Origin of the sequence: Thiocapsa sp. (assembly GCF_011390875.1) — a bacterium.
In the GTDB taxonomy this organism is placed as follows: domain Bacteria; phylum Pseudomonadota; class Gammaproteobacteria; order Chromatiales; family Chromatiaceae; genus Thiocapsa.
Genome location: NZ_JAABRP010000055.1, coordinates 1 through 26,504, shown reverse-complemented (window position 1 = coordinate 26,504; position 26,504 = coordinate 1). Strand labels below are relative to the sequence as shown.

General features: G+C 65.7%; 16 protein-coding genes. 7 read left to right on the top strand and 9 right to left on the bottom strand.

Annotation, left to right across the window (positions count from 1 at the left end; genetic code table 11):
* Positions 1-69 precede the first annotated feature (69 nt).
* Entirely contained in the window at positions 70-1,131 is a 1,062-nt protein-coding gene (glpQ, locus tag GPT33_RS06405) for a glycerophosphodiester phosphodiesterase (RefSeq protein ID WP_296806556.1), read from the top strand.
* 74 nt (positions 1,132-1,205) lie between these two features.
* Here glpQ and GPT33_RS06400 read toward each other — a convergent pair whose 3' ends face one another.
* Positions 1,206-1,766, bottom strand: a complete 561-nt coding sequence (locus GPT33_RS06400) for a hypothetical protein (protein WP_296806554.1) — start codon at positions 1,764-1,766, stop codon at positions 1,206-1,208.
* A gap of 206 nt (positions 1,767-1,972) precedes the next feature.
* Here GPT33_RS06400 and GPT33_RS06395 point away from each other — a divergent pair, with 206 nt between their 5' ends.
* On the top strand, positions 1,973-2,710 hold the full coding sequence (locus tag GPT33_RS06395) for a hypothetical protein (protein WP_296806552.1): 738 nt from the start codon (positions 1,973-1,975) through the stop codon (positions 2,708-2,710).
* A gap of 214 nt (positions 2,711-2,924) precedes the next feature.
* Here the strand turns inward: GPT33_RS06395 and GPT33_RS06390 are convergent, their stop codons facing one another.
* The 6 genes from GPT33_RS06390 to GPT33_RS06365 all read right to left on the bottom strand — a co-directional run bounded on the left by GPT33_RS06390 (position 2,925) and on the right by GPT33_RS06365 (position 15,264).
* A complete protein-coding gene (locus GPT33_RS06390; protein WP_296806549.1) occupies positions 2,925-4,412 on the bottom strand; it encodes an ABC transporter substrate-binding protein in 1,488 nt (495 codons plus the stop codon).
* Between the two features lie 6 nt (positions 4,413-4,418).
* Complete coding sequence (locus tag GPT33_RS06385) at positions 4,419-5,039, bottom strand: SCO family protein (protein ID WP_296806547.1); 621 nt, start codon at positions 5,037-5,039, stop codon at positions 4,419-4,421.
* Positions 5,020-6,960 (bottom strand): PQQ-binding-like beta-propeller repeat protein, encoded by a 1,941-nt coding sequence (locus GPT33_RS06380; RefSeq protein ID WP_296806546.1) that lies wholly within the window; start codon positions 6,958-6,960, stop codon positions 5,020-5,022. The genes GPT33_RS06385 and GPT33_RS06380 overlap by 20 nt, the downstream gene beginning before the upstream one ends.
* On the bottom strand, positions 6,939-11,861 hold the full coding sequence (locus GPT33_RS06375) for a hypothetical protein (RefSeq protein WP_296806544.1): 4,923 nt from the start codon (positions 11,859-11,861) through the stop codon (positions 6,939-6,941). The genes GPT33_RS06380 and GPT33_RS06375 overlap by 22 nt, the downstream gene beginning before the upstream one ends.
* A 105-nt stretch (positions 11,862-11,966) precedes the next feature.
* Positions 11,967-12,707, bottom strand: a complete 741-nt coding sequence (locus tag GPT33_RS06370; protein WP_296806542.1) for a hypothetical protein — start codon at positions 12,705-12,707, stop codon at positions 11,967-11,969.
* Positions 12,708-13,557: 850 nt separating this feature from the next.
* The gene (locus GPT33_RS06365) at positions 13,558-15,264 is read right to left on the bottom strand and encodes a solute carrier family 23 protein (protein ID WP_296806540.1); all 1,707 of its coding nucleotides are present in this window, start codon (positions 15,262-15,264) and stop codon (positions 13,558-13,560) included.
* Between the two features lie 360 nt (positions 15,265-15,624).
* Here GPT33_RS06365 and GPT33_RS06360 point away from each other — a divergent pair, with 360 nt between their 5' ends.
* Positions 15,625-16,599, top strand: coding sequence for a universal stress protein (locus tag GPT33_RS06360; protein ID WP_296806538.1), 975 nt, complete (start codon positions 15,625-15,627; stop codon positions 16,597-16,599).
* Between the two features lie 35 nt (positions 16,600-16,634).
* Here the strand turns inward: GPT33_RS06360 and GPT33_RS06355 are convergent, their stop codons facing one another.
* Positions 16,635-16,925: a nitrogen fixation protein NifZ gene (locus GPT33_RS06355; protein WP_296806537.1), complete on the bottom strand. Its 291-nt coding sequence runs from the start codon at positions 16,923-16,925 to the stop codon at positions 16,635-16,637.
* Between the two features lie 248 nt (positions 16,926-17,173).
* On the opposite strand from GPT33_RS06355, the gene nifU reads away from it, so the two are divergent.
* Both nifU and nifS read left to right on the top strand, forming a co-directional pair.
* A complete protein-coding gene (nifU, locus tag GPT33_RS06350) occupies positions 17,174-18,058 on the top strand; it encodes a Fe-S cluster assembly protein NifU (RefSeq protein ID WP_296806535.1) in 885 nt (294 codons plus the stop codon).
* A gap of 137 nt (positions 18,059-18,195) precedes the next feature.
* Entirely contained in the window at positions 18,196-19,422 is a 1,227-nt protein-coding gene (gene nifS / locus GPT33_RS06345) for a cysteine desulfurase NifS (RefSeq protein WP_296806533.1), read from the top strand.
* A gap of 327 nt (positions 19,423-19,749) precedes the next feature.
* Here nifS and GPT33_RS06340 read toward each other — a convergent pair whose 3' ends face one another.
* Complete coding sequence (locus GPT33_RS06340; RefSeq protein ID WP_296806531.1) at positions 19,750-24,036, bottom strand: hypothetical protein; 4,287 nt, start codon at positions 24,034-24,036, stop codon at positions 19,750-19,752.
* Positions 24,037-24,516: 480 nt separating this feature from the next.
* Between GPT33_RS06340 and GPT33_RS06335 the strand changes: the two genes are divergently transcribed.
* On the top strand, positions 24,517-25,296 hold the full coding sequence (locus GPT33_RS06335; protein WP_296806529.1) for a cobalt-precorrin-5B (C(1))-methyltransferase: 780 nt from the start codon (positions 24,517-24,519) through the stop codon (positions 25,294-25,296).
* A partial coding sequence (locus tag GPT33_RS06330; RefSeq protein ID WP_296806527.1) for an ATP-binding protein occupies positions 25,293-26,504 on the top strand: 1,212 nt, incomplete at its 3' end. The genes GPT33_RS06335 and GPT33_RS06330, both read left to right, overlap by 4 nt.

The following is a 26,504-nucleotide window of genomic DNA, read 5'->3' as shown; positions in this document are numbered from 1 at the left end:
CGCGACCTTCCGCGACGGTCAAGGCGCGGGGTCGCGGGCCGGCCCGCCCCACTCTTGGAGACCTGACCTATGCGGCGCCGAACCGTCCTCTTCCTCTTGCCGATGGCCACCGTCATGACAGCGACCGCAGCCGCCACCCCCGATGTCGGTCCCGCCTCGCTCGGAGTCCCGATCGTCATCGCCCACCGCGGCGCCTCCGCCTACCTGCCCGAGCACACCCTGGCGGCCAAGGCGATGGCTCACGCAATGGGCGCGGATTTTCTGGAGCAGGATGTCGTTCTCACCCGCGACGGCCAGGCGATCGTCCTTCACGATCTCTATCTGGAAGGCGTCACCGATGTCGCACGGCGCTTTCCCGACCGCGCGCGTGCCGACGGGCGCTGGTATGCGATCGATTTCAGCCTGGCGGAGATCCGCAGTCTGCGCCTGCACGAACGGCTGGACCCCGTCACCGGCCAACCGGTCTTTCCCGAGCGGTTTCCCGCCGAGATCGATCTGTTCCGGATCCACACCCTTGAAGAAGAGCTGAGCCTGATCCGCGGCCTGAACCGATCGACCGGACGGACCGCGGGGATCTATGTGGAGTTGAAGCACCCCGCGTGGCATATTGCCGAGGGCCTGGATCCCGTGCCCGTCCTGATGCGCGAGCTGGACCGAGCCGGCTATCGTGGCCCGGAGGATCGCGTCTACATCCAGTGCTTCGAACCCGACACGCTCAAGCGTCTGCGCGAGGTGATCGGCACGCGGATCCCCTTGATCCAACTGATCGGCGAGAACGCCTGGTCGCCGGATCTACCGGTCGACTTCGAGCGGATGCGCACCCCCGAGGGCCTCGCAGCCGTCGCCGAGTATGCCGACGGAATCGGCCCCTGGATCGGCCAGATCCACCAGGGCCTGGACGAAACCGGCGCCCACCGGACCACGCGTTTGGTCGCAGACGCCCATACCGCCGGACTCCTGGTCCACCCCTATACCCTTCGCCGCGACGCACTCCCCGAGGGCTTCGGGGACTTCGAGGCGCTCCTTCGCTTCTTCCTCGTCGATCAGGGTGTCGACGGGGTCTTCACCGACCATCCGGATCTCGCCGTTCGCCTGAGAAGGGTGTTCATCGGCAAGGATCAGCCGGAGTAGACATCGGCCGCGCTCGAGCTTCGGCGCGTGCATCGACGTCCAGTCCCCTCGGTTTGGACCGAGCGTCCTTCTTCTCAGGACGCGCGCGGAAGCGCCGGATCCATCGCCGTTGCCTCCAACGTCACCGCGGCCGACGCGAGCGAGCGCGCCAAGTCACGCGCCCGCCTCACGGGAAAATGGGAGAACAAAAGAGTCTCGGCCGGGCCCCATAAAGTCACCCAAGCCACGATGATGAGGCTCTCGCTCAGCACCGTGATGAACCTTCCCTCGAACCAATACACGATCGCCTCGTTGGCCAGGATCACGAGTCCGACGACCAGGAACGCGACCAGAAAGGTCCAACGGCCCTTGTAGGCCAGCGCGCGGATCTCCTCCTCCGCATCCGCGCACTCCTCGCGAAAATGGCTTTGGATTGCCGTGCGTACCTCGCCGAGTCGACCCAAGTCGCCGCTCGGCACGCCGGCCGTGATTCGGAATCGTGAGCCCTTCGGATGCCCGGCCGCCTCTGCCCGAATCGCACGGGCGACCTCGGGGTGGATCCGCGGGCAGACCAGCGGGGAACCCTCGCGATCGAGCAACCGGTCGACCGAATGGACGTCAACTCGCAGGACGATGTCTTCTCGTAGGGGTTTCATGGGCGCGGAGACCTAAGGTATTGGAGCGATGCTGCTCGGCGATCTGCCGAGTCGCGCATCCTATCCCGATCCGATGTCGCCATGCAGGGGTCTCGCGCATGGCTCCTCGCGCCGAGACCCTCGAGCCGCCACTCGCGACAGTGCATTCCATCGACTAGAGTCCGGGGTGAACGATTGTCGTCGCCGCGCTCGAAAGCTGTCTCAGCATGGGGGAAACCGCGATGGTGAATACCGAGCCCACTCCGCCCAAAGCCAGCGTGATGGCCGGCCGAGGCTACTATTCGCGGCACTCGGAACCGCAAGGCGCGGCAGCGGCGCCGGGGTTCGGCTACCTCGCCGCAGCCGCTGCGGCCGTGCCTCTGCCGGCCGAGCGCTTCGCGCCGATCACGATCGCCGACTATGGCTGCGCGGGCGGCACCAACGAGGTGCGTCCCATGGAAATCCTGCTCGAAGGTCTCAGGACGCGCCGGCCAAGCACCCCGATCAACGTGCTCCATACCGACTTGCCCGAGAACGACTTCGGGTCCTTGTTCGCCCTGCTCGCCGATCCTGCACGTTCCTACCCGACCGGTCGCGAGCCGGTCTACCCGACCTGGAATCGGACCCTCGCCGAGTTTCTCGCACCCTTCGAGCCCGGCGGTGCGCTCTCCGGCGCGCTCGAGGTCGTCGAGCACCGATTCGACATTACCGACGACGCCCGCGCCTATCCGCAGTTTGCCTCCGACGGCGACGCCGAGACCTTCGCCGCCGCCTACACCGCCTTCGCACGCGCCATCACCGAGCCCTCCTTCTTCCGTTGGCTCCGCACCGACCGCCCGTCGGGCGAGCGCGATCGAATCATTGCCGACTTCTATCGAGACCTTCAGGCCCGCATCGCCGCGGACCCGGTCACGGCAACCTGCCATTGGCGCGTGGCGACGCTCCGCATCCGCCGCCCGGCATGAACCTCGACCCGCCGCTCGGCGCCTCGTCCTGAGCGACCGGTCCGGACGCGTTGCGGTCGGTCGCAGTCAATCCTTTGAGCGACTCTGGACGGCCACTTCCCGACACTGGCGCCTAACCGGTCGGGGTCCGCAGTGGCGTGGACAGCTGACACCGTCGCGCGCGGGGCGTGGCCTGGGCATCGGCGCGGCGGACGCTAGCAGTGCCCACGCTTTATTAGCTGCCCGGCCCCGAGAGCACCAACTCCATGCGGTACAACGCATCGGCGGTTTCCTTGCCGACGCGCAGCAGATCGGCGCGGGTCAGCCGGCGACCGGCCCAGCGCAGGCTTTCCGCCGTGGCATTGATCGCGAGCCGAGCTGTGTCGGTGATCACCCCGGTGCCTTCGCCGCTCGGCAGGCCGTCGGCCAGGGTCGCGCGGGGATTGGCCAGTACGAGCGAGACGCCGGCAGGGGGGGGCCGGTCGGCGACGGGGCCGATCTGATCCAGCAAGCCGTAGATGCGAAGCCCGTCGGGCATCGGCACCGCTTCAAGCAGCGTTGTCAGCGTGCGGGCATCGGCAAAAAAGAAGACGGCCCGCGGGAGTTGGTCGGCCAGAGCCGTTCCGGCCAACCTGTCGCCCGCGAGCAGCTCGATCAGCGGCAAGGGCTCCGTGCTGCGTGCGGCTACGCGCTGAACAGCGCGAACCGCCGCACGACCGAGCGGCGTGCCGTCGCTGAGCAACAGGGCGGCGGGCTCACCGTCGAGGCGCCAGCGCTCGGCAAGGGCCGTGGCCTGACGGGTCGCGGGGGCATAGAGCGCGACCTGATCGGCCGCGTCGGTGATCTGCGGCTCCACCGGAAACAGGCTGGGCAGTCCGGCGGCATCCAGCGCGGCGAGGGTCTCGGCAGAGCGCCCCGGCGTGAAGGTGCCGACGGCGGCAAGCAGCGGCTGTTCCGTGAGCCGTGCCGCCAGTGCATCGGCATCCTCGTTCGGTGTGACCCGGAACGGGACCAGCTCGATACGCCGCCCGTAGGCGCCACCGCGGGCGTTTTCGTGCTCGGCGGCAGTCAAGGCAGCGTCCCTCACGGCATCGGCGATGGCCGCGAAGCGTTCCTCTCCGCCGGTGATCAGAGCAAACCGAACAACGGCGTCGTCGACCCCCGGGCTCGCGGAGCCGGATAGAGCCTCCAAGTAGCTCGCCAGCGCGTCTACTTGGCCTGCCGTCAGCCGGTAGCGCGGCATGCCGGCATCCAGCGTGCGCCCGGCCGGGTCCATCCCCGCCGCCAGCGCCCGTTGCAGCGCATCGCGGGTATAGGCCGGGCGCGGGTTGAAACCTTGGCGCGGGGCGCCGAGGGATCGCCAATCAATGGCCGGCGCCACCAGGCCACCTTCGCTGCGCCCGCGCCCGTGTTCGCCGTGACAGCCGACGCACGGGAACTGCTCGGCAACCATCGCAATTTCGCCGATATCGACCTCGACCGGAGGCTCACCGCGGCCCTGTTGGAACAACAGCCGACCCGCGGCGAGGACGCCTGGCGGAGTGGCGAGTGTCGATGACGGACTGCTCGGACGCAGTTCGCCGGTCGCAGCATCGTCCACACCATCGGCACCTGCCGATGGCGCTGCCATCTCGAGCTGCGCAGACGGTGCAGCGCCCGGGGCAGAGCCTGTCACCGAGATCAGCGCCAGCCAAAGCCCGGCGCCCGCCCGGAGCATCAGCATCGCCGCTCAGCGCCGGGCCAGTGTGCCGCGGATCGCACCCGCGTCTGGCAGGCCGAACAAACGCAGGAAGCCTGCGTCCGGGGCGGCGCGCACCAAAAGCTGCTGCGGATGCGATTCCAGGTCGCTGGCGTAGGCGCCGAGTCCGACGAGTACCCGGTTGACCTCCGCGGGCTTCCCGGTCAGCAGTGTCCAGTCGTCGGGCACTTTCATCTGCGCCGCGTACTCGGTCAACACCTCCGGAGTGTCGGTGTCCGGATCGAGGGTGAGCAGGATAACGCGGGTTCGGGCGCGCTCGACCTCGGACAGCTTCGCCATCACGCCCTGCAGCAACTTCGTCGTGATCGGGCACGCGACGTCGCATTCGGAGTAGAAAAATCCGACGATGGCTGCAGGCTTGTCGGCCAAGGCAGTGGGCAGCGTGGTCACCGCTCCGTCGGGGCGCAGCAGCGGCAGATCGAACAAGGTGACGTCCGCCGCGGTCGCGGTGACGGCGCCATGGCCGTGGTGGTGGGCCTCATGGGCGTGTACGGGGGCAGTGGCGTAAAACCCGACGACCAGGAGTCCGGCGAGCGGTAACACAAATTGTGAAGCAATCAGGGGGCGGGCACTAGTCTTCGACTGTTGCATGGAGACCTCCGATCTGTTCGAAAGTGAGTCCGAGGCTGGCCGAACTCAGCAGCACGTTGTAGCGGCCGCGCTCGGGCAGGCGAACGCCCAGCCGGTATTGGCCGGGCTCGTCGGGCCGGGCGAAACCTCTACGGTGCCACCTGCCGTCCGGCTTCATGATGAGAAACTGCAGGTCGCGCACATTCGTCAGCGGGCTGCCAGCGGCATCCGCTAGGGCGACAATTAGATCCGCATCGCGCGTGGGCTCGCCGATGAGCCGGGCAACGGTCGTCGCGGCACCGGCGCGATCGGGACCGGCCCCGCGCGTCCCGGCGACGCCGAAGGGCAGGCAGTTGACGACTGGCGGCGCCGCCAGCGCGACGATCAGCTCGTAGTCACCGGCCGGACCGACGCGGGCTGTAGTCACATATCGGCCGTCGCCGAGCTCCAGCAGCCGACGGTCGCGGACGGCGACGCGCTGCGGCTCGCCGGCCTTCAGCCGAAAGGCGTTCATCGGTGCCAGCATGCCGTCTTCCATATAGACGAATGCCATGCGGTCGCCGGCATTTACGACCACGGCGCCGCCGCCGTGGGGGATGGCGGCGACCAGCGGGGCGACCTCGGCGATGTTCGCAGGCACAGAGTCCGCCGCGGCTTCGGATCGGGTACCGGCAAGCGACGCGGTCACCGCTGTCGGCTTCGCCATTGCCGGGCCGAGACCGGGCGCCGTCGTGCCGAAGGGTACATCGATGACCGCCGCCTCCCGGTTTCGCTCGAGTCCCTTCAGCGCGATCAGGCTGACCCGCGGCGCGGCGGTGTGGTGCACGTAGGCATAGTCTCCGGTCAGGACCAGATCGTCCGGCGCATTGATGAATTCCAGCGCCTGCAGCACACGAGCGCGGGCCAGATCGACGATGCCGACCAGCCCCGAGCTGCGATCCAGCGTCAGAAGGATCCGGCCGGCAGCCCCCACGGCCAGCATGTCGGCGGCGCCCGGGAGCGCAATCGGTGCGAGCGCTCGGCCGGTATCGGCCGCAAACGGCATCAACTTGCCGCCGTGCCGAGCGCCGACGGCGACATAGACCGTGTCCGCGAGCGCCGAATAGGCAAGTGCCGCCGGACGCCCCTTCGTGCGTGCGCGCCAGACGACGGTCGGGCCGATGGCGTCTATCGCCGTCAGTTGCCCGTCCGCCGCCAGCGCGAAGACACGCTCGCCGTCACTGTCCAACACGAGCCGAATTGGACCCGGACCTACGTCGATACGCGCATCGCCGACGTCGGCCTCCCCTGCTTCCTTTGTTTCCACGGCAACCGCGACACCGGAGCCGCCGAGCCGCGTCACGGCGCCGGCCGCGTCAAGCGCCACCCATAGCGCCCCGGTTCGCAGGTCGCGCAGGATTTCGCCGGGGCTGCCGTCGAGGGCCAGCGTGATCCGGCGGCCGTCCTCCAGGTCGACGCGGGCGATGCCGCTGGACAGGCTCAGGTAAGCCGCGGCGCCGGCGTCGTCGATGGCGAGATCCCGTACCGGCTCGCCGATGGGCTCGACCAGCAGCAGGTTTGCCGTGGCTAAATCCAGGCTCGGGTCCGCTACGGCCAGGGTATTGTCTGCGTTTGCGGTCACCACGGTGAAGCCGTTCAGGTCCGTGACGCCGGTCGGCAGTGCGCCCTTGCCGCTGAATCCGCGGGCGACTTCGACGCAGTCCTCGGGGGGTGTCGGTTCCGGTCCCGGCCGCGGCCTGATCCAGGCCGACGGGTGCAGGCCGCGCAGTGGGTAGCCGCCGCCTGCATTGCGAATGTCTACCGCCAGTTCGACGCTGGTGTCGGCGCGAGGGGCTCCACCGGCCGGGTCACCGGTCGTCAGCGTCATCTCGATGCCCGCGCCTTGGACGGGCGCGCCGAGCGCCGCGAGCAGAGCCAGCCTCAGTTCTGCGCGACTCGGCATGCACTCCCCACGGGCGCGTCGCCGACAACGAATGTGCCCCAGACGCCCCCCGCCCAGAGGTGGTTGGGTCCGTCGCGATAGATCCAGCAACCCGGCCGCGCGCCGTCCTTGAGCCGCGCGGTAACGGCCTTCTCCACCGAGACCAGGCTTGCATGGGCAGAGCCGAAGAAGGGGAGCATATCTTGGTACTCGTGGCCATAGACCAGGAACGCCCGCTGGCGTGCGCGTCCCGCCGGCTGCAATACATGGAAGACGACGTCTGCGCCCTCGGGTACCTCGATGCGCGGTGTTGCAATCTCGCCGTGGCTCGGCAGCAGAAAGTCCGGCGGGAAAACGACCCCGTTCAGGTCGGTCGTGCGCGAGCGTCCGAGCCGCGCCCAGAACGGCGCCGAGCGATAGCTGACGCCCTGTTCACCAAGGTCGTAGGAGTCGTCGCAGACCAGGCAGTCCGGCACGGGCTCGCCGTTGTGTTGCAAGTTCAAGCCGTCCTGGAACAGCAGCACGATCTCGTGGTGCACGCGGCCGTCGGCGCCGCGGATGAGGGCATGGCTGCCGGCACCGATCGGCTCGGCGGATGTCGGATCAAGATACTCCGCGCCCTCCTCCTCGATGACCAGCGCGCCGATCAGCCCCGAGACGCCGTGGCTGATCGCATCGCCATAGGAGACCAGGTTCACGGGTCCGAAGGCGTAAGGCGTGGCGACCAGCGCGTTGCCGTCTTGTTCCAATATCCCCGCATACCAGGTGAAATTGGCCGTCGCGCCGGGGGCTGCTACCTCGGCCGCGTCGTTGACGCCGGTGAGCGCGCCGTCGAAAATCGCCGCGTTGTAGGAGACGAGTTGCGGATGCAGCGTGACATTGCTGGACGGCTGCAGGTCGCCGGCATCCGACGGCGGGTCGCCGACGCGCCTGCCCACATTGAACGGCACGATACGCGGCATCAGGGCGTCCCAGGGATCGTCCGGCAGTGTCTGCGGCAGCTTGTTGGTCAGCGCGACCTTGATGCAGTCGCCCGCGTTGGCGCGGATCACCAAGGGCTCCAATGCCTTGACGCCGCTTCGGATGGCCGGCCCGTCCTCGGCGGAGATGAAGACCAGCGCGTGCTCGTCGGTGATGCCATGGCGCGGGTCATAAGCCAGCGGCGTGCCGCCGGTCAGGTCCTTGGCCTGCCAGGCCTCGATGGCGAAGCGGCGAACCGGTGCGTCGAGGGGGCAACCCGTTTGGGGATCGAAGTCCCCGGCATTGTCGAACGTCAGCCGGCCGTCGGGGTTGTCCGGCAGCGGCTTCAGTCTCTCGTCGGTCTGATCCGTGCCGTTGTAGGTGCGGATCAGCCCCCAGGCCCCGTTCCAGAGCGCATCCACCGATGCCACCTTGTAGAGATAATCTGTTGCGAAGTTTTGGACATTGTTGAACGCCGGCAGCCGCATCTCGAAATGCTCGGAAATACCGATTTCCTGGGCGCCGACATAGGGCGACTGCGGGTTGTCCATCTCCCGGCGCCAGCGCAGCCCGTGCACTGCGAACATGTGCTGCACCTCTTGGGCGCCCTGCACGATGCGGATCTGGGCCCGGTCGCCCTCGTAGGCCTCGAACAGCTCGGTGCCGGGGTCACCATGGGTCGCGGTGTCGAAGACCAGCGCCATGTCCCCCTCGGGGCCGGACTTCTGCTGCTTGACGCTGTTCGACGGACCCTCGGCGACGCGCAGCGGGATCGGTTCGTTGCGATAGTTGACCAGGTAGGGGTCGTGGTGGTCCTTTGAGATCGCCTCGGGCTTCTCGGGCGGGGCAACGGGCTTGCCGTGCTCGGAGCGGACCTCGGTCAGCCGCTCCAGCACCGCGTCGCGGGCAACCTCCGGGGCATCCGCGAGCAGGCCTTCGAGACCCTGCGGCTCGCCGCCGCCGGCTTCGCAGTCGGCGCCGTCGCCGGCCTGCAAGCGCTCTTCCCCGCCGCGGCCGAAACAGGGGTCGTAGAGCAGCGCGAAATCGGCGATGGCCATCGCGAATTCACGGTGGTCCGGATGGGTCTCGGGGTCGTCGGCACCGACGATTCGGGCCTGGCTGCCCACCGCGCGTCCGCGCTCCATCGGCGTGTCGTTGTCCGGCGGCAGCCATTCGGAGCCGGCAGGCTCGATCAGCAACGCCGCATAGAAGCCGTGCTGCTGGATCGACGATGGCGCGAAATGGTCGTGGGTGAAGACGGTTCGGATGGTACGGTCTTTGCCCGCCAAGCTGCCCTCGGAGGCGATCAGCGGGTCCGCGAGCCAGCGCTGCACCGTGGTCTGGTAGACGTCGGGCGCGATGGCGAGGTCCATTGCTTCGCCGCTGACCGCGTCGACGGCGCTGCCGCCGGGTGCATGGCTGGCTTCGATGCGCTCGTGCACGGCCTCGATCGCGAAGGTGCCGTCTTCGTAATTGAAGCCGTTGCCGGAGCCATCCGAGGAAGTCACGTCGAACTTCACCAGATGGATGTGCTGGCCGATGGTGTCCGTCGGCGTGCGCACCTGGAAGTCGTCGAGCTCCAACTCATAGGGCGTGCGGTTGGTGTGGAAGAACTCGATGCAATCACCCGAGTGGGCGCGGAAGAAGAAGGGCTTGGCCTCGGCGGTGCGCTTGTCCTCGAAGCGCTCAACGTCCTCGTCCAGTACGTTGATCCGCGCCTGCGGGTCATGCCAGCCCCATTGGTTCACAATCAGGTCCGTCTGGATAGCCGAGACCCGGTATTGCACCGGGTCAAGCCCGTTCCACCCGTCGGACAGCCTGCAGGGGTCGGCAAACGGGGCTCCCGGCTGCGGCGGCATGCCGTTCAGAACGAAGTCGTCGGCGCTGCCGTCCGGACGGCGGCTCGGCACCGAGGGCTGCGCATGGAAGTCCATCGCTGCCTGCTCCAGCGGTGTGCCGTCCGCCGGCAGGATGTTCAGCACCGCGCTCTCCAGCACACCCGAGAAGTCACCGCTTCGCACCGCGTATTCGACCAGCGCATCCGGGCTCATCGATGCCGCCTCGGCCGCACTCAGGCCCGAAAGGCCGCGGGTGCCGGCCTCGACGATGTGCCGGGGCAAACCGGCGTCCTCGGCTAGGTCGAGGGGCGGTTGCGGCGCTCGCCGACCGGCCTTGCCGGCGATGTAGAACGGATAGCCGGGCAGCCCGGCTGCGTAATCCGGCTCGGGCGGCATCGCCTGCCCGGGCAGCGGCACGACGGCCGGGATCGGCGTGCCGGAATCGGCGACGGTCTTGCCGTTGAGCGGATCGGTGCCGGACCCGAGCTCGCCGTCCGGCAGCCGCCGGGTGCCGTCCTCGAGCACGTCGTGCGCCCGCCACAAGGCCCACATGCCCTGAGCGAAGTGCGGGTAAAGGTGGCAGTGGAAGATCGAGTCACCCGGGGTCAAATTGCGGTTGCCGCTGCCGCCGTATTCGATGGGGTAAGAGAAGCCCTGTTGCGGTGCGATGGTCTGGGAATCCAGATAGCTGCCGGTGCCGCTCTCCCGCTGGGAAAGCCATTGGTGGGCGTGCAGGTGGAAAACATGGGTCTCCTTCGGCCCCGCGTGCAGATTGCGGAACTCGACCCGATCGTTCAGATAGGAGTGGTGAACATTGGCCGGGTCGTCCGCGTAGGTCGGCAGCAGGGCCGGGTCGCCGTTGGCCCAGGACTGCAGGAAGAACTCCTCGTACAGGCATTCCTTGCAGTCCGCAGCAGGGCCGATACCCTTGCGGTTCGCAAGCAGGATGCTGCCCATGCCGCTCGCGCCGTAGTTGATCGCGAAGCCGTCACCGATGCCCGCGAGCTGGCCGAAGTTTTCCAGCTCTTGGAATTCGTCCCGGTAGAACGTCTTCAGCTCGTCGTGGAAGACGACGGTGAACTCGCGGAAGGCCGGTGACTCCTCGCTCTTGTTGTCGACAACGATGGCATTGATGTCGCCGTGCACCAGCTCGAAGGCGTTCTTGCCCTTGTCCGGGCGCGGCTTCAGCATGTTCAGCACCGGATCACCGTTCGCGTCCAGCGCCTCGTAGTCCAGAAAGGCGTCGCCGGTCGCCGCTGCGCGGGCCAGCGCGAGCTGCTCGGCGGTCACTTGGCTGCGATAGAGGCGACTGCCTGCCGGAGTCACATTGACGACCCCGAACAGACCATGCGTCAGACTGCTGCCGTCTCCCTGGCCGCCGGCCGGCGCATCGTTGGAGAAGAACAGGAAGGTGCCGGGGCGCTCAAGCTTGTAGCGGTAGACGACGGTCTCGCCAGGCTCGACGCCGGTCAGACCCGTGACCTTCGGGTCGAAGGTGTCGCCGTCGGGCGCCATGCCGGAGATGGTGATACCGGCACGACGGGTCGTCGGCCAGTTGTTGCCGCCGTCCTCCTGGGGTGCGTCGTCGGCTTCGGCGAGTATTAACCGACCGTCGTCATCCGGCGTCTCGGGCCCGCCCTTCGCGGCAACCTCGATCTCTTTCGCCGCTATCATATCGGTACCGCTGTCGGGCTCGGCGCCGCGGTCATCGCCGTCCCCGTCGCTGAAGTCCGGCTGGGTCGGCTGCAGTAGGTTCGTGAAGCTGATCACCAGCGTGTCGCCGACCCCGCCGCGCAGCACCAGCGGGCGCGGGCGCTTGTCGGCTTGCAGCCGGACCTCGCCCGGTACCTTCTCAGCCGCGTCCGGCAGGGCCTCGGCGCATTCGGCAGCGTCGGGCGGACAATGCACGACGTCTCGGGCCAGCGCGTAGATCATGCCGTAGGGATTGTAGGAGCCGAAACGGTTGTAGATCAGCGGCTGATCCAGGGCGACCACGTCCGCATAGATGGTCCGCCCGCCGTTGTTGTCGCCCTTCGAGACCGCGTCGCAGCCGCTAAGCGGCAGCAACAGCGTAGCGACGCAAGCAAAGTGGAGTGCAATGGTCAGGTATGGCCGCGTGCGCATGGCGTCGGAACTCCCGTTGACCCGCTTGGTGTTTTGACCTCGGTGTGATCGTCGTCCGTCAAGCGTGCGCTATTCGGCGGACTGCCGGCCGCGGGATCGCGTTTGCTACTCGATGGAGAAGTTATCCAGAAGCAGTGCCGACGGGCGATGAAAGCGCAGTGCGGAGCGGTTCTTGTGTACGCCCGTCAGCGATTGCCCGTTGCTGGACATCCATCGCAGGGTGCCCTTAAAGCCCCCCGACGGGTCGAACAGGCCAACTGTCCACGGGCTAGACCAGTTGGATCCGACGCGCGGGGACGGCGAGGACTCGAGCGTCAGAACGTCGCAGAGCATCTCGATATGGCTTGCCGCGATATTGGTGTCACCGTCCGGATAGGCTAAGAACATCGCGAAATCGTTGAACGGCATCGAGTCGAAGCGACAGAAGCGCCAGTGATACCACAGGCGCTGGCCAGGGGCGAATTCGACGTCGACGCATTCGAGCCAAGCGCCGTCGGCACCGACGGTGATGCGGTTGTTGCCGTCCACGTACTCGTGGTCGATGCGTTCCGTCACCGCCGAACCGAGGCCCGCAGCAGCGTCCTGCGCGGCTTGGACAGGGTCGTAGTCGTGGTCGGAGGGCCGCGGCAGGGGTTGTCCGGTGTGCAGGTCGATGCGGTGGCCGTCGGTCAAGTCGATGCCGTAGGGATCGTCGATAACGGCGAAGTGCTTGCCTCTGACGGGGCCGATGACCGGGTCGGCAGCGTTTTTTGGCTGAAACCGTTCGACGATGCGGCAGCGTCCGGTTGCGATGAAACCGCTGAAGTCACCGCGCTGAAAAAAATCGTTGTCTGTCGGTATCGGCATGCGGAACGCCTCGCTGTCGCTGGCTACATGTGCTGCGCAAGGCACTGGCGTGCCCGATTAGCCCGACACTGGCATCACTCGCAGGGGCTGGTTCAATGCCAGGATCGTGTATGAATCCCCCGCAAACGCAATGCTAATGAATGGAGTCACGCCGCGCTCACCCGGCAACGACAGCCGCCACAGCCGCCGAATTCCTGGAGCGGCGCGCGGAAACCCTCTCAAAAACCGCCTCATTCTCTGACTTCGGAAAGTAGACGGCGGGAACGACTGCGTCAATCCGTCCAACGACGCGGAAAACAATTGATTTTACATGGTTTATAGCCGGAAATAATCGCATGAGACGATCGGATAGGAAAATCCATGCACCCCTAAGCGTCCAGGCCCCATGACGGCGGCGGCAATGCAAGGCAAAGAAACGCCGACCACCCGGCGCCAGCGGGCGGGAACATGGATCGAAACAACTGCTCGACCTAGATCGCACTGCGTCGCGTCATACGCCCAAAGGAAACATCAGCCGAAGCACTCCGCGCCGCAGCCACATCATTCTCGCAGTAGATCATTGAATATATTATTATTGATGCACCGTGATGGCGCGGACCTCCACGGTTCGGACGCGGCGCGGTCGACAATTTTGAGACAGGAAGAAAGTGGGCGGACGCTATCCAGCCCCCTCCGCTCGCGCGGCGTGCATTGGCTCGGCTCGGTGGTCGGTCTGGGTCGTCTGCGCGCGCGCAGGCTCAGGGTCGTGGGTGACCGCAATGCCCCATTAAACCGCCACTCGACAGGGTCGGGTCGATGCGGCACTCGCTGTCTACCAAACGCCCGAGGGATCGGCCGCCGGGCCTGGCCCTTACACCCTGAACAAGAGCGACACCTCGCAGCGTTCGCCGGTTGCGCGGGTGTCGATTCGATCCGCCTCGACGCTCGAGAGGTAGCCCGAGAGTCCGGCCGCAAAGCTCTGCTCCTCGACCAGATCGCCGCGTGGCATGCGGTGCGCGGAGAGTGCCGGGAGGGAGCCCTCGTAGGTCATCCGGACCCGCACGTCGAAATCGTCGAAACCGATGCGAAGTCCGATCTCCGAGCCGTCGCGCCGGTTCGCATGGATCTGCCGTAGAACGTCCCTCACCACGGAACCGATGCGGTCCGCCTCGACCTTCGGGAGCTTCCATGCGCTGGCCTGGCGCTGCAGAAAGGCGTTTAAGGTCTCTCCCGGCGCACCCTCGGCCAGCGAGAGGCTGTCGTAGCGCCAGCGCCCGAGCATCAAGATCAGATTCAGGCCGACCGCCGTGACGACGGCGATGGACATCGCCGAATTCGTGAGCTGCCTTGCGAGGAGCGGGAGTGCCTTGAAGAACTCCGGGAAGACCAGGACGCCGATCCCCAGCATCACCGGAAAGCCGACAACGATGCTGGAGCGCAGGGTCATGGGCCGACTGGTGGCGACTTGAAGACCCGCGACGAACATCATGGCCCCGTTGAAGAAGAGCACGGCACCCATGACGGGTTTCGGCATGTGTGCGATGAACATGGTCAACATCGGCAGACAGGCCAGAACCAAGAGCAACCCCACAAGATACCAGGCGATGATGCGACTGGTGATCCCGGTCGTCTTCTGGACACCGACCAGGCTCGGACTGGCGGCGCTGGCCGTGGTCCCGAGGAGACCGCACGCCATACAACCCAGGCCATCGGCCGCGACGCCGCCGCGCAGCCGCGGCATGTTCGGCCGCCGCCAAGCCGCATCGTTGATCTGCTCGCAGGTGGTGAGCACGCCGACCGTACGCAGACCGTTGGCGAGTGCCGCAATCAGGAACATCACCAAGACCTCGATCGAGAACGCGAAGGAGATGCCTTGCAACGTGGGAATCGCGACGAAAGGCACGCCGGCGGCGGTGGCAAGATCGGCGGGCGTGAACACCCCGAGCCAGGCCGCCGCCACGTAGCCGGAAAGGATGCCGAGCAGCGCGCAAAGCAGCTTGAAGAGACCCCTGCCCCAAACGGCAAAGGCCAGGATCGGTATCAGCGTGGCCAGCGCGGTCCAGAGAACCGAGGTGAAGGCGTGCTCGGTCAGGAGTCTCTCGTCGAAGACGACGGCCATTCCGATGCGACAGAGCTCCATCCCGACCGCCATCAGGATCACGCCGGAGACCACGGCCGGGAACACCTTGCGCAGCAGCCCGATTGTCCGCGAGAAGAGGATCTGGAAGGCGCCGGCCAACAGGGTCATGCCGAACACCAACGGCATCCCGCCGGCCGCCACTGCAGCCAGGCTCGCGGGCAGATAGGTCGCGGTCACGACCGGCGGCAGAAAGAAACCCGAACCGATGCCCGGGAGTCGGATCGCCTGCAAGGCGGTCATGATCGCGATGGCAACGAGGCCGCGCGCCATCGCCTGTTGGGAATCGACCGCGGAGCCGCCCGCGGCATGGACGACGATCGCAATCAACACCAGCGTGGGACAGATGATCGCGGCGTGCTGGACGGCGACCAGGAGTGCTTTCAGCCACGGCGGCCTCTCGTCGAGGCCGTAAACCAGATCGGACGGACGCTCGGCCATCAGGAAGCCCGCACGCCCGGGCCTGCTCGGGTCGCACGAGTGCCGAAGAGCCGATGCGGCATGCGCTCCTTTCCTGCCGGGCTATGATCCATGGTCGAGCCTCCGCGGCGCCGACATTGCAGCATGCAGGTTGGCGTAAATCATAAACCCGTCCAGAATCATGAGCTCACTTTAAACCATTCGGTTGCGATCAAAGCTAGCCAACAAGACCGGCACAATCAAGCACGAGCAATATCGACCAGTTCGCCCTTATTGGCGGATCACCTACGCTGTGGATGGCGGTGACCCCGGCAGTCATTCCTGGAGTGATTCAACCGTCCGAGGTGCTGCGTCGCACCATGAGCCGAACAGGAGTCTGAGATGAAACGCTTCAGAAACATCCTCTTCGTCGCGGATCCCGAGAAGGTTTGCAGGTCCGCCTTGGAACGCGCGGTCCTGCTGGCCGAGAACAATCAGGCCGAGCTCGCCGCAGTCGACGTGATTCCCCGCCTGGCCCCCGGGTTTCGCCTTTGCGACGGCGACACAACCACAGAGGACCTTCAGGCGGCAGCGACGGAGCAGCGCCTGCACCGACTGGAGTCTTTGATCAAACCCTACGAGCCGCGGCTGCACATCCGGGTGAAGGTGCTGACCGGGACACCCTACCTCGAGATCATTCGCGAGGTCCTGCGCAGCAAACATGATCTGGTGATCCGGCCGCCGGAGGATGCGGGTTGGTTCGGCCGGTTGCTCGGCAGCGACGACATGAACCTGCTGCGCCAGTGCCCCTGTCCGGTTTGGGCCATCAAATGCAAGGGATCAGGGTCCTTTCGACGGATCCTGGCGGCGGTCGATGTGGACGACAGCCTCCGTCCGGAGGCGATGAACCATGCGATGAACCTCCGCATCCTGGAGATCGCGGGGGCTCTGGCACTGTCGGAATTCGCCGATCTGCATGTTGTCCATGTCTGGGACGCGATCGGCGAGATCCTCCTCCGCGGGGCCGTCGTCGGCGCCCCGGAAGCGGACGTCGCGGCCTATGTCGACCAGGTCCGAGAGCGCCATGCGTCCTATTTGGCGGCACTCCTGCAGCAGGTCACCGGCATCTTGGGAGCAGATGCAATGGACTTTCTGAAACCGAAAACGCATCTCCGGCGCGGAGAGGCCAGAAGAAAGATCCCGGCGCTCGCACGCAAGCTCGGCGCCGATCTTGTCGTGATGGGCACGGTCGGTCGTGGCGGCATCCCCGGTTTGCTGATGGGCAACACGGCCGAAGCCATTCTGCAGCAGGTGGATTGTTCCGTTCTTGCGATCAAGCCACCCGGATTCGTCACATCGGTTGCGCTGGACGGCTGAGCTCCGACCAACCGAGCCCGCGACACGGGCGGTGCTTAGCCTGCCTCGACGCGCGCGCGATGCGACACCGCGCTGAGCTCCTCCGGCCAACAACCGGCGGGCGGCCCGAGCTCGGCGCCCTCCCCTTCGAACCGCACCAGATACAGCTCCCGTTCGGGGTCCTCTTCGAGGTGTCCGATGTTGAGGATGACACCGCGTGTCCCGGCGGCCGCGATCAAGGCATCCTCGGCGAGATCCGGGATACCGCCGTCGTTATAGATATCCGCGGCGGCGTAGACCAGATCGCCCGGACCCAACTGATCAAGCTGCAGTTCACTGAGATCCATCAAAGACTCCCGTTGTTGAGATGTGTTGTGGGATTCACGACCCGACGCAGGCGGGGTGTCGTTCGAGAGCCGACATCGATGCGCACAGGAAGGCCATCCACTATTTAAAAATCAATACGATAGATGATTCATCCGGCGTGGCACACGGTTTGCTGAATGAGTCGCCAATACAGACGCAAGACTCAAGCCACGGCTTGAGCCACCGTCCCGACTCACTCGCCCATTGCCACGCCAACCGGAGACATGCCATGTGGGATTACTCGGAAAAGGTTCAGGAGCACTTCTTCAATCCCCGCAATGCGGGCGCGGTCCCGGATGCCAACGCGACGGGTGACGTGGGCTCCCTGTCCTGCGGCGATGCGCTGCGCCTGACACTCAAGGTCGACCCGGAGAGCGAAGTGATCCTCGATGCCGGCTTCCAGACCTTCGGCTGCGGCTCGGCCATCGCCTCCAGCTCGGCGCTGACCGAGATCATCAAGGGTATGACGCTCAACGAAGCCCTCGAGGTCACCAATCAGGACATCGCCGATTATCTCGACGGACTGCCCGCCGAGAAGATGCACTGCTCGGTGATGGGTCGCGAGGCCCTGCAGGCGGCGATCGCCAACTATCGTGGCGAGGAATGGAAGGACGACCACGAGGAAGGCGCCTTGGTGTGCAAGTGCTTCGCGGTCGATGCGGTCCTGATCGAGAACACCATCCGCTCCAACGGTCTCTCCACGGTCGAAGAGGTCGCGAATTACACCAAGGCGGGCGGCGGCTGCTCGGCCTGTCACGAAGGGGTGGAGGCCATCCTGAGCCGCGTCCTCGCCGAGCAGGGCAAGACGTTCGACCCCTATGCCAGGGCACCCGAAGCGGCACCCTCGGCCGGCGGCCGCAAGCTCGGCAACCTGGAGCGCATCCGCCGCATCGAGCGATCCATCGAGGCCATCCGCCCGAATCTGCAGCGCGACCACGGCGACGTGGAGCTGATCGATGTCGACGGCAAGAACGTCTACGTCAACATGACCGGCGCCTGTGTCGGTTGCCAGATGGCATCGACCACGCTCGATGGAATCCAGCAGCGTATCGTCGAAGATCTCGGCGAGTTCGTGCGGGTGCTGCCGGCGAAGGCGATGCGTAAGAGCGCGTAGGAGCCGCCAGCCGCCAGCCGCCAGCCGCCAGCAAAAGGATAATCGATGACCGAGGAAAGGTCGGCGCAAAAGCGCAGCCATTCGCAGGAGGCAGGCGGCTGGAAGCTCGAACCCCACATCTCACGAGGCCATCACCCATGACCACTCCACCCGACACCCAAGGCATCTATCTCGACAACAACGCCACCACCATGGTCGCGCCAGAGGTGGTCGAGGCCATGCTGCCCTTCTTCACGGAGCAGTTCGGCAATGCCTCCTCGATCCATGCCTACGGCAACCGCGTCGGCCACGCCATCAAGCAGGCGAGGCAGCAGGTCCAGGCATTGCTCGGGGCCGCGCAGGACTCGGAGATCGTCTTCACCTCCTGCGGGACCGAGTCGGACTCCACCGCCATCCTTTCGGCCATCAAGGCACAACCGGAGCGTAAAGAGATCATCACCACGGTCGTGGAGCATCCGGCAATCCTCGCGCTCTGTCAGCACCTGGAGACTGAGGGCTACAAGGTCCATTACCTCACGGTCGACGGCAAAGGCCGGCTCGATATCCAGCAATACATGGACCTGCTCTCGGACCGCGTCGCGATCGTCTCGGTGATGTGGGCGAACAACGAATCCGGCACACTCTTCCCGGTTCAGGAGATGGCGGAGCTGGCGAAATCGGCCGGGGTGCTCTTCCATACCGACGCGGTCCAAGCGGTCGGCAAGCTCCCCATCGATCTGAAGGACACGGCAATCGACATGTTGTCGGTGTCCGGACACAAGCTGCACGCGCCCAAGGGCATCGGTGTGCTCTATCTGAAGCGCAACACGCGCTTTCGCCCCTTGCTGCGCGGCGGGCATCAGGAGCGCGGCCGGCGTGCCGGCACCGAGAACAGCGCCTCCATCGTCGGGCTCGGCAAGGCCTGCGAGATGGCAATGGAGCACATGGAGTACGAAAAGACCGCCGTGCGGGCCATGCGCGATCGGCTCGAGCAAGGCATCCTCGCCGCCGTGCCCAACTGCTTCGTGACGGGCGATCCGACCAACCGCCTGCCGAACACCAGCAACATCGCCTTTGAATACATCGAGGGCGAGGCGATTCTGCTGCTGCTCAATAAGCTCGGGATCGCCGCTTCGAGCGGATCGGCCTGCACCTCCGGCTCCCTCGAACCCTCCCACGTGATGCGCGCGATGGGGATCCCCTTCACCGCCGCCCACGGCACCACGCGCTTCTCGCTCTCGCGCTACAACCGCATGGAGGAGATCGATCGGGTCATCGAGGCCGTGCCGCCGATCGTCGCCAAGCTGCGCAAGCTCTCGCCCTATTGGTCCGACAGCGGCCCGGTATCCGATTCAGCCGGGGCCTTCGCACCGGCCTACGCCTGAGCAGGTCTCGCCCATAAGGACGGCAAAACCTCGGTCGCTCGTGACATCCGCTCAGCGGTGTCACACATGCGCCGTGGCGCTCTGCGCCAAGTGCCGGTGTCCGACGCCGAGGCCCGATCATCGGCCTCGCCAAAACCGCGCCCGGTGCGGTATGCGATGTTTTTGGATGGGATCGGCCCCGCCGGATTTGACGACCGCTGGAGACGGCGCGGTTTAAGATTCTAAAAATTATAGAATTTTAAACCGCGTCCCCGCTAACGGCCGTGAATGCACCAAACGTCGACCTCACTCGAAAGTTAGCATCTCGCTCTGGACGCGGTTTAGAGCTCACCGATTGAAACCCGCAAAGGGCAAGATGGTGAAGGGGTTGTCCGAGACGTCGACCTCCGATGGGCCGAGTGGCGTACGGATCCGGATGCGATAGTCATCGCTCGGCCGCAGCCAACCCCGCGGGATCGTCCAGAGATACGAACCTGCGTTCGCGACGGTGACCGACCCGCTGATGCGGCTGACGAACCGGCTGCCTTTGAATAGATCGAGCGCCACTCGGGGACCGGAGAAACCCGTCCACCTGATCTCGACCGTATCACCCTGAATGAGTGTGATCCCGGCATCGCTCGGAAAAAGGACGGTCGGAGGAGGCCCCGGCTCGATGCTGAAGGGGGAATCGGAAAAATCCACTTGCGACCGATCCCGCAGGGAGCTGATCTTGATCCGATAATCGTCGCCGGCCCGCAGGCTGTGCGGAACCACCCGCGTGTAGGAACCGGTATTGGGGACGATACCCTTGTAGCCGACGGGCCCGACAAGCGCGGCACCGTCGTAGAGATCGATCTTCACCCACGGCCCGCTGAACCCCTGCCAGGAGAGCGTCACCGGCTCCCCGGTCTTCAGGACAACACCCGGTCCGTTCGGGAAGTGCACCGTCGGGATCGAGCAGCGAACGTCCAGGACGGCCATTCCCTGCGCCGAGGCCACACCCGGTGACTGCGCGACGACATAGACGGGGCGCCAACCACAGGTCCACGGCCGGTACGGGACCTCCAGGGTGAAGATGTCATGCGCGCGAAGGTGCGGGATCAGCTCGTGATCGAACGCCTTGCCGCCCACCAAGGGGTCATCGTCGTAGAAAAACACCGAGATCGAATCGACCGGGCGTGCTCCGTTGCGCAGGGTGACCCCGATTTTGACCTCGCGGTGCTGATCGACCAGGCTCGGCACGAGGTCGAACCTCTCCACGATCAGGTCGGCCTCGCTTGCGGTCCTAACCGCTTCGACGTCGTCCTGGCTCGTTTTCGGGGCGATGAAGATCGGCTGCCGATAGAAGCCGAGATTATTGCTGTGGTCCTCGATCGCCACCTCGGTGAGATCGGTAAGCCCCTCCGCCGGGATGGCCGTCAAGCCATGGTCCGGCATCTCGGCCATCAACGCCGTGCCCTCTTCACCCCAGACGACGACCCAGAACATCAGGTACCGATCGCTGTAGTCGGTGGTATCGAACGTCGTTTCCGCAAGGATCCAGTTCGAGGCCTCGGCGTCTGCGTTGGCCGAGTTCAAACCGGGGATCGGGGCGTATGCCTCCTCTGCGATCAGGAAACCGGTCCCGGGCTCAAGCTTGCCCGTGGTGTTGTCGTAGATCTGCCCGTAGAACCGCACCCGCACCTCGGAGCCCGCCGGCATGTCGGCCAGGCTGAAGTTGTACACCCGCACCTGCAGCCGCAGCGGGTCGCCGACCGTCGCTTGCACGACCTGGGGGCCGGGCTTGTCGGCAGCGGCATCGGCCGGTGTCACGAGCAGACCCTTGATCCAGTAGAAGGCACTGCCGGTCACGTCCTCGGGATCGGGGACACGAAACGCGAGGCAATCCATGCTCGAGCTGCCCGGCTGAACGCGCAGACACTTCGACGGCGGGGGCTGATTCGGTGCACTCGTCTCGGTACTGCGGATCCAGCGCGCGGGATGATTCAGGCCAAGATCCGGCAAAGTGTAGGTGTTCCTCCACCAGGGACCGGCCGCCGTATCCGTCGGGTCGGCGATGAAGGCCGCACGGAGGATTCCCGTGGACTGTTGCGTCGGTTTCGGCGCGAGGTCGATGTCGATCGTCTGCAAGGTGCCTGCCGGATCCTCCTGTCCCGAGATCAGGGAGTCGATCCCGTACTGGTAGCTCGGGGGGTCCAAAAAGGTCTGCGCCGTTGCGATACCGACACCTGTCGACTCGTCGATGGTCGCCTCGGTCGAGTTGAGTGTCGCGATCGAGGTGCTGAGGTTGGTCGAGAAGGATGCCGATCCGGACGCCCCGACCGTGAAGAAATCGCCGACAGCGGTCGCACTGTCGGAAACCGACACGGAGGTGTCCATGGAATTGGTGCGGGTCGACCCCTGGGTCACTTGGGTACTGCCGCCTTGAGCCCAAGTCGCCTCTCGCGTCTGACCGGAGGTGTCGGTAAAGAAGCGGGTCGGCGGATCCGGACTCAGGAGGTTGAAGCGCGGGATCAGGGGCTCGAGCCGGCCCAGGTCCGGAGGGTAGGAGAGGATATTGCCGACTTGGTGCACCGGCTGATACCACTCGAGATTGGCGCCGTCGATGTCCTCGTGGATCACCTCGTCGGGTCCGGAGAACTGGACCACCAAAGGTCGCGTACCGGCCGGACAGCCATCGGCGGCATCCGGGCAACCGGTGTCCTGCGCACAGGCGATGCAGTGCCCGATGACCGGGTAGTAATAGATGTTGAGACGCGCACCCGTGAACCAGACATGATCGTCGAAGCCGGTTTGTGTGAAGGCATCGAACGCGCGGGACGAATAGGTATCGAAGGTGTTCTTCACCACGTTGTCGTGTGTTTGGGTCGCGGCATCCTTGATCGTCGCACTGATCGAGGCGACCAGGGGTACGCCGAAGGAGACCTTGGTCTCGCTGGTCTCCTTGGTGGAGTACGAAAAGCTGGTCGTGCTCGCGCGCTTGGATTCGGACTGCTGCGAATCGACCTGCCGATACTGCGCGTAGAACTGATTGGGCACGGCGGTCAGATTCAGCTCCACCGGGGTCGATTCGCCGATGGGCGGCGCCCAGGCCACATGCATGGGTGGCGCACCGAGCACGATCTCCGGTTGCAGATAGCTGTTGATCGTGACCTTGTTGGGCGAGCCGAGTCGCAGCGAGCGGCCTTGCGTGTCGCCCGCGACCATCGGAACCTGTTCGAAGAAGTCGGGCGGCAAGTCATCGACTAGGTTGTTGGACACCACGGAGAGCGCGAAGCCGTCGGCGGGATCGACGCCGAGGATCAGGAGCACTGGCTTGAGCAGGTTTCCTTCGAACACGCTGGTCAGAAGCGCAATCTCGAGGTTTGGCGAGGAGCCGGATGCAAGGTCTTCGTCGAAGTTGCCGAGCGCAATCCCGAGCCCCTCGCCGGTCGTGATGCTGCTCTTCTCGGTGATCTCCAACGCTGAATCCAGACCGAACACCGCGACCACGGACTCCCATGTGGAACCGCCCGGATCGATGAGGCGGGTGTAGGAGACCACGATTTGCGGACTCGGATTGAACTGCGTCGGGTCCGGATCGAACCAGGCCAGCCGCGCACTGGCGACCAACAGAGGATCGCCGGCGGTTCCGCCGTCCGTATAGAGCGTGTCGGGCGAGACGTGCGTCTGTTCTAGGGTGATGTCGAGCGCGAGTGGGTCCGTGGATGTCGGCTTCGCCCGAAAGGACTGAAGCGTGAGGTTATCGCCATTGTTGATCACCAGGACAAGCTCGTCGGTCGGCAGGCCGCTGGCCGGATCAACGGCACCGTCGAAATTCCCCGCGACGACCTCGAGGCTCCAGATGACGTTCCCCGCAGGGCTGTCGAATATCGCGGAAGCGACCTGCCGAAGGGCTTCGGAGGCGATCTTGCCCTCCGAGGTCAGAACGACATCGTAGATCTGCACGAGAAAGCGGGCGCCGTGGAGGGGAAAGGGCTGTGCAATCACCACCTCCGGCGTGCCGTCGCCATCCATATCGCCGGTCGTGATCGCGATGGGGTTGTCGAAGTTGATGGACGGCGGACCGATCCCGTTGCTCACGAAGAGACCCGCATCCGGGTTGCCGACATCGTTGGCGCCGAGGATCCTCAGCAGACCTCCGGTGGCACCCTCGGAGGACGCGGTGAGGAGGGCGATCTCGGCGAATCCGTCGCCGTCGAAATCAGCCATGACCATCCCGCGCGGAGCACCCGAGACCGCGAAGCCGCGGCCGAAATGGTCCTGATCGGTGACATTGACCAGACCCTCGGTCATGGTGACGATCACGTCGCGCGGCAGATCAAGCATCCGGCCGATGGCGGTCGAGGCCGACGGGACCGGCGACCCGGTCACCGGATAGGACTGCTGATCGACGATCAGCGAATCGTCGGTCTGCAGAACCAGGTTGGTCACCCCCGCGCCGACAACGCCCGACGGCGCGGTGATCACTAGATCGTCCACCGGGAGCAGGATTCGCTGTCCCTGAAGGATGTCGGGGACTTGACTGAAGTCGGGGTCGGCGGCAGTGGCCGGTGTCCCGATGCCAGTCCCGCCGGTCAGGGCGACGAGACTCAAGAGGGTCGCCGCGACCCGGTGCTTCACGAGCCCTCGCATGTCGAAATCCCCCCTTCGGGTCAAGGAATCGAACACGTTGCGCGAGTCAGGCTCCATGCGCGGTTGAACGGATGTCGGGGCGGCCCCGGGTCGGGATCCATCCGGCCAGGGTCGCTCGCACTGTAAGATAGCAAACCCGACGGATTTCGTCAGGGAACCGTCCGACGATGCGGCAACGTCGGGACCTCGTCCGGCACTGGTTTTCGGCACGGAAACATTCAGGCACTTGGAGAGCCGGAATGCATCGCGGTGTCCGGGACAATGACCTCCGGCGCAGATCTCGGTGGGACGCGGTTTAGAACAATGAAGACAATTCGATCCCTACTTTCAGGGTGTGTGGTCCTGAACAGCCACCCTACCCGGCGGGGAGCTCGTGACACCGCTCAGGCGGTGTCACGCAAGTCTTGGCGCTCCGCGGCACGTGCCCTTTCGGCCCGTTGATGGACGAGGCCATCCGGATCAGATGATGGGATCCCTCTGATGTCCGGGGCCGTGCTTGATTCCGGTGGCAAGGCTCGACGCAAGCGGGGCAATCGCACCGGCTGGTCGACCGGGGCCTGTGCGGCTGCTGCGGCGGCTGCTGCTGCGCGCGGTCTCGAGACCGGCGCGGTGCCCGAATCGATCGAGATCCTGTTGCCGGAAGGCAGGCGCCCGAGCTTTGCGATCGTCGAAGGTCGCCTGATCGGATCGAGCTCACAGACCGGATCGGGCGCGCAGGCGGTCGTCATCAAGGACGGTGGGGACGACCCCGACGCGACGCATGGTGCGCGCATCGTCGCCACGGTTGCACAAGGTCAGGAGACGGTTGTCTTCACGACGGGGCGACGTACCGAGCGCCATTGCATGACGCGCCACACCGAGCTTCCCGAGGCAGATCCAGGCTGCGCGCAGCCGCCCGATCCTGAGCCTGCATCGCCTGCAAGCCGAAAATCCGGTCTGGCTTATACAGTCACGCGCGCCCAGCCTGCCGCCGGCCGACCAGACCCCTTCGGAGACAGACACATTCATCCGCCAGGATCGGCGACGCGGGCTGGGTGTCGGCCCGAGCTGATCGCAAGCACAGCGGGGTGGACAAGCACAGCGCAGTGCACCAGCGCCGGCGCAGGCCTCGGTGGACTTCGCTCTCGCTCGCCCCCCACAGTCCACGCCCCGACGCCCGGACCGCAACCCGACGCCTTCAACCCCGAGCCATTTCAGGAAATCCGCACCGCAAAATCGCCTATGCTTGTCCTCGACCTCGCAGCGGACAGCCCGACATGACGCGCGCATCCACCCAACCCGATCCTCGACCCGTCGGCATGCTACAAAACGGCGACTGCCCCGAGCCGACGGCGGAGGCGACCTGGATCCACGTCATCCGCAAGATGGACGAGACCTACGCGGATCTCATCCGGCATCAGAGCGAGCTCGAAGAGAAGAACAGCGCGCTCGAGGATGCCCAGCAGTTCATCGCGAGCGTGCTGGCCTCCATGACGGATGTCCTGATCGTCTGCGATGTGCAGGGTCGCATTCAGCAGGTCAACCGCGCGCTGGAGACATTGACGGGCTGGAGCGAGGCCGATCTGCGCGGGCGGCCCTTCCTGGCCCTGCTCGCCGAGCACTGCCTGCCCATGGCCAGCAGCTTCGCGCAACAGATCCGCGCCGAAGCGATCCACGATTGCGAGCTCGCGCTCAAGGGCGTGGACGAAGAGATCCCGCTCGCGGTCAACTGCACCTCACGCTACGACCATCGCGGGCGGCTGGTCGGCATGGTCCTGATCGGCCGGCCGGTCGGCGAGCTGCGCCGCGCCTATCGCGACCTTGCCCAGGCACACGACGACCTCAAGCGCGCCCAAGGGCGCTTGGTCAATGCCGAGAAAATGGCCTCCCTCGGACGGCTCGTCGCCGGCGTGGCGCACGAGTTGAACAACCCCATCAGCTTCGTCTACGGCAATGTACATGCCCTTTCGCGTTATCGGGAGCGGCTGTTGCGCTATTGCGCCGCGGTCGACGCCTCCGGACCCTCGGGCGAGCTGCAGGCGCTCAAGGCCGAGCTGCGCATCGAGCGGCTGCTGGCGGATCTCGATCCGCTGATCAAGGGCACGCTCGAAGGCGCCGAGCGCGTCCGCGACCTGGTGCAGGATCTGCGCTGCTTCTCATCCGGACAGCAGGGCGAATCCACCCGGTTCGATCTGATCCACCTGATCCGCACGGCGATGCATTGGGTGATCAAGGGCGAGCGCCGGGAGATCGAAACGATCCTCGACCTCCCGGCCACACTGACCGTGCAGGGACATCCCGGGCAGATCCATCAGGTCCTCATGAACCTGGTCCAAAACGCACTCGACGCGATGCGCGACATTGCGCAGCCGCCGCGACTGTCGATGAGTGCCGGACAGAACGAAACAACCGCCTGGCTGAGCGTCCGGGACAACGGTCCCGGCATCGATGCGCAGGACCTAAGCCGCATCTTCGACCCCTTCTTCACG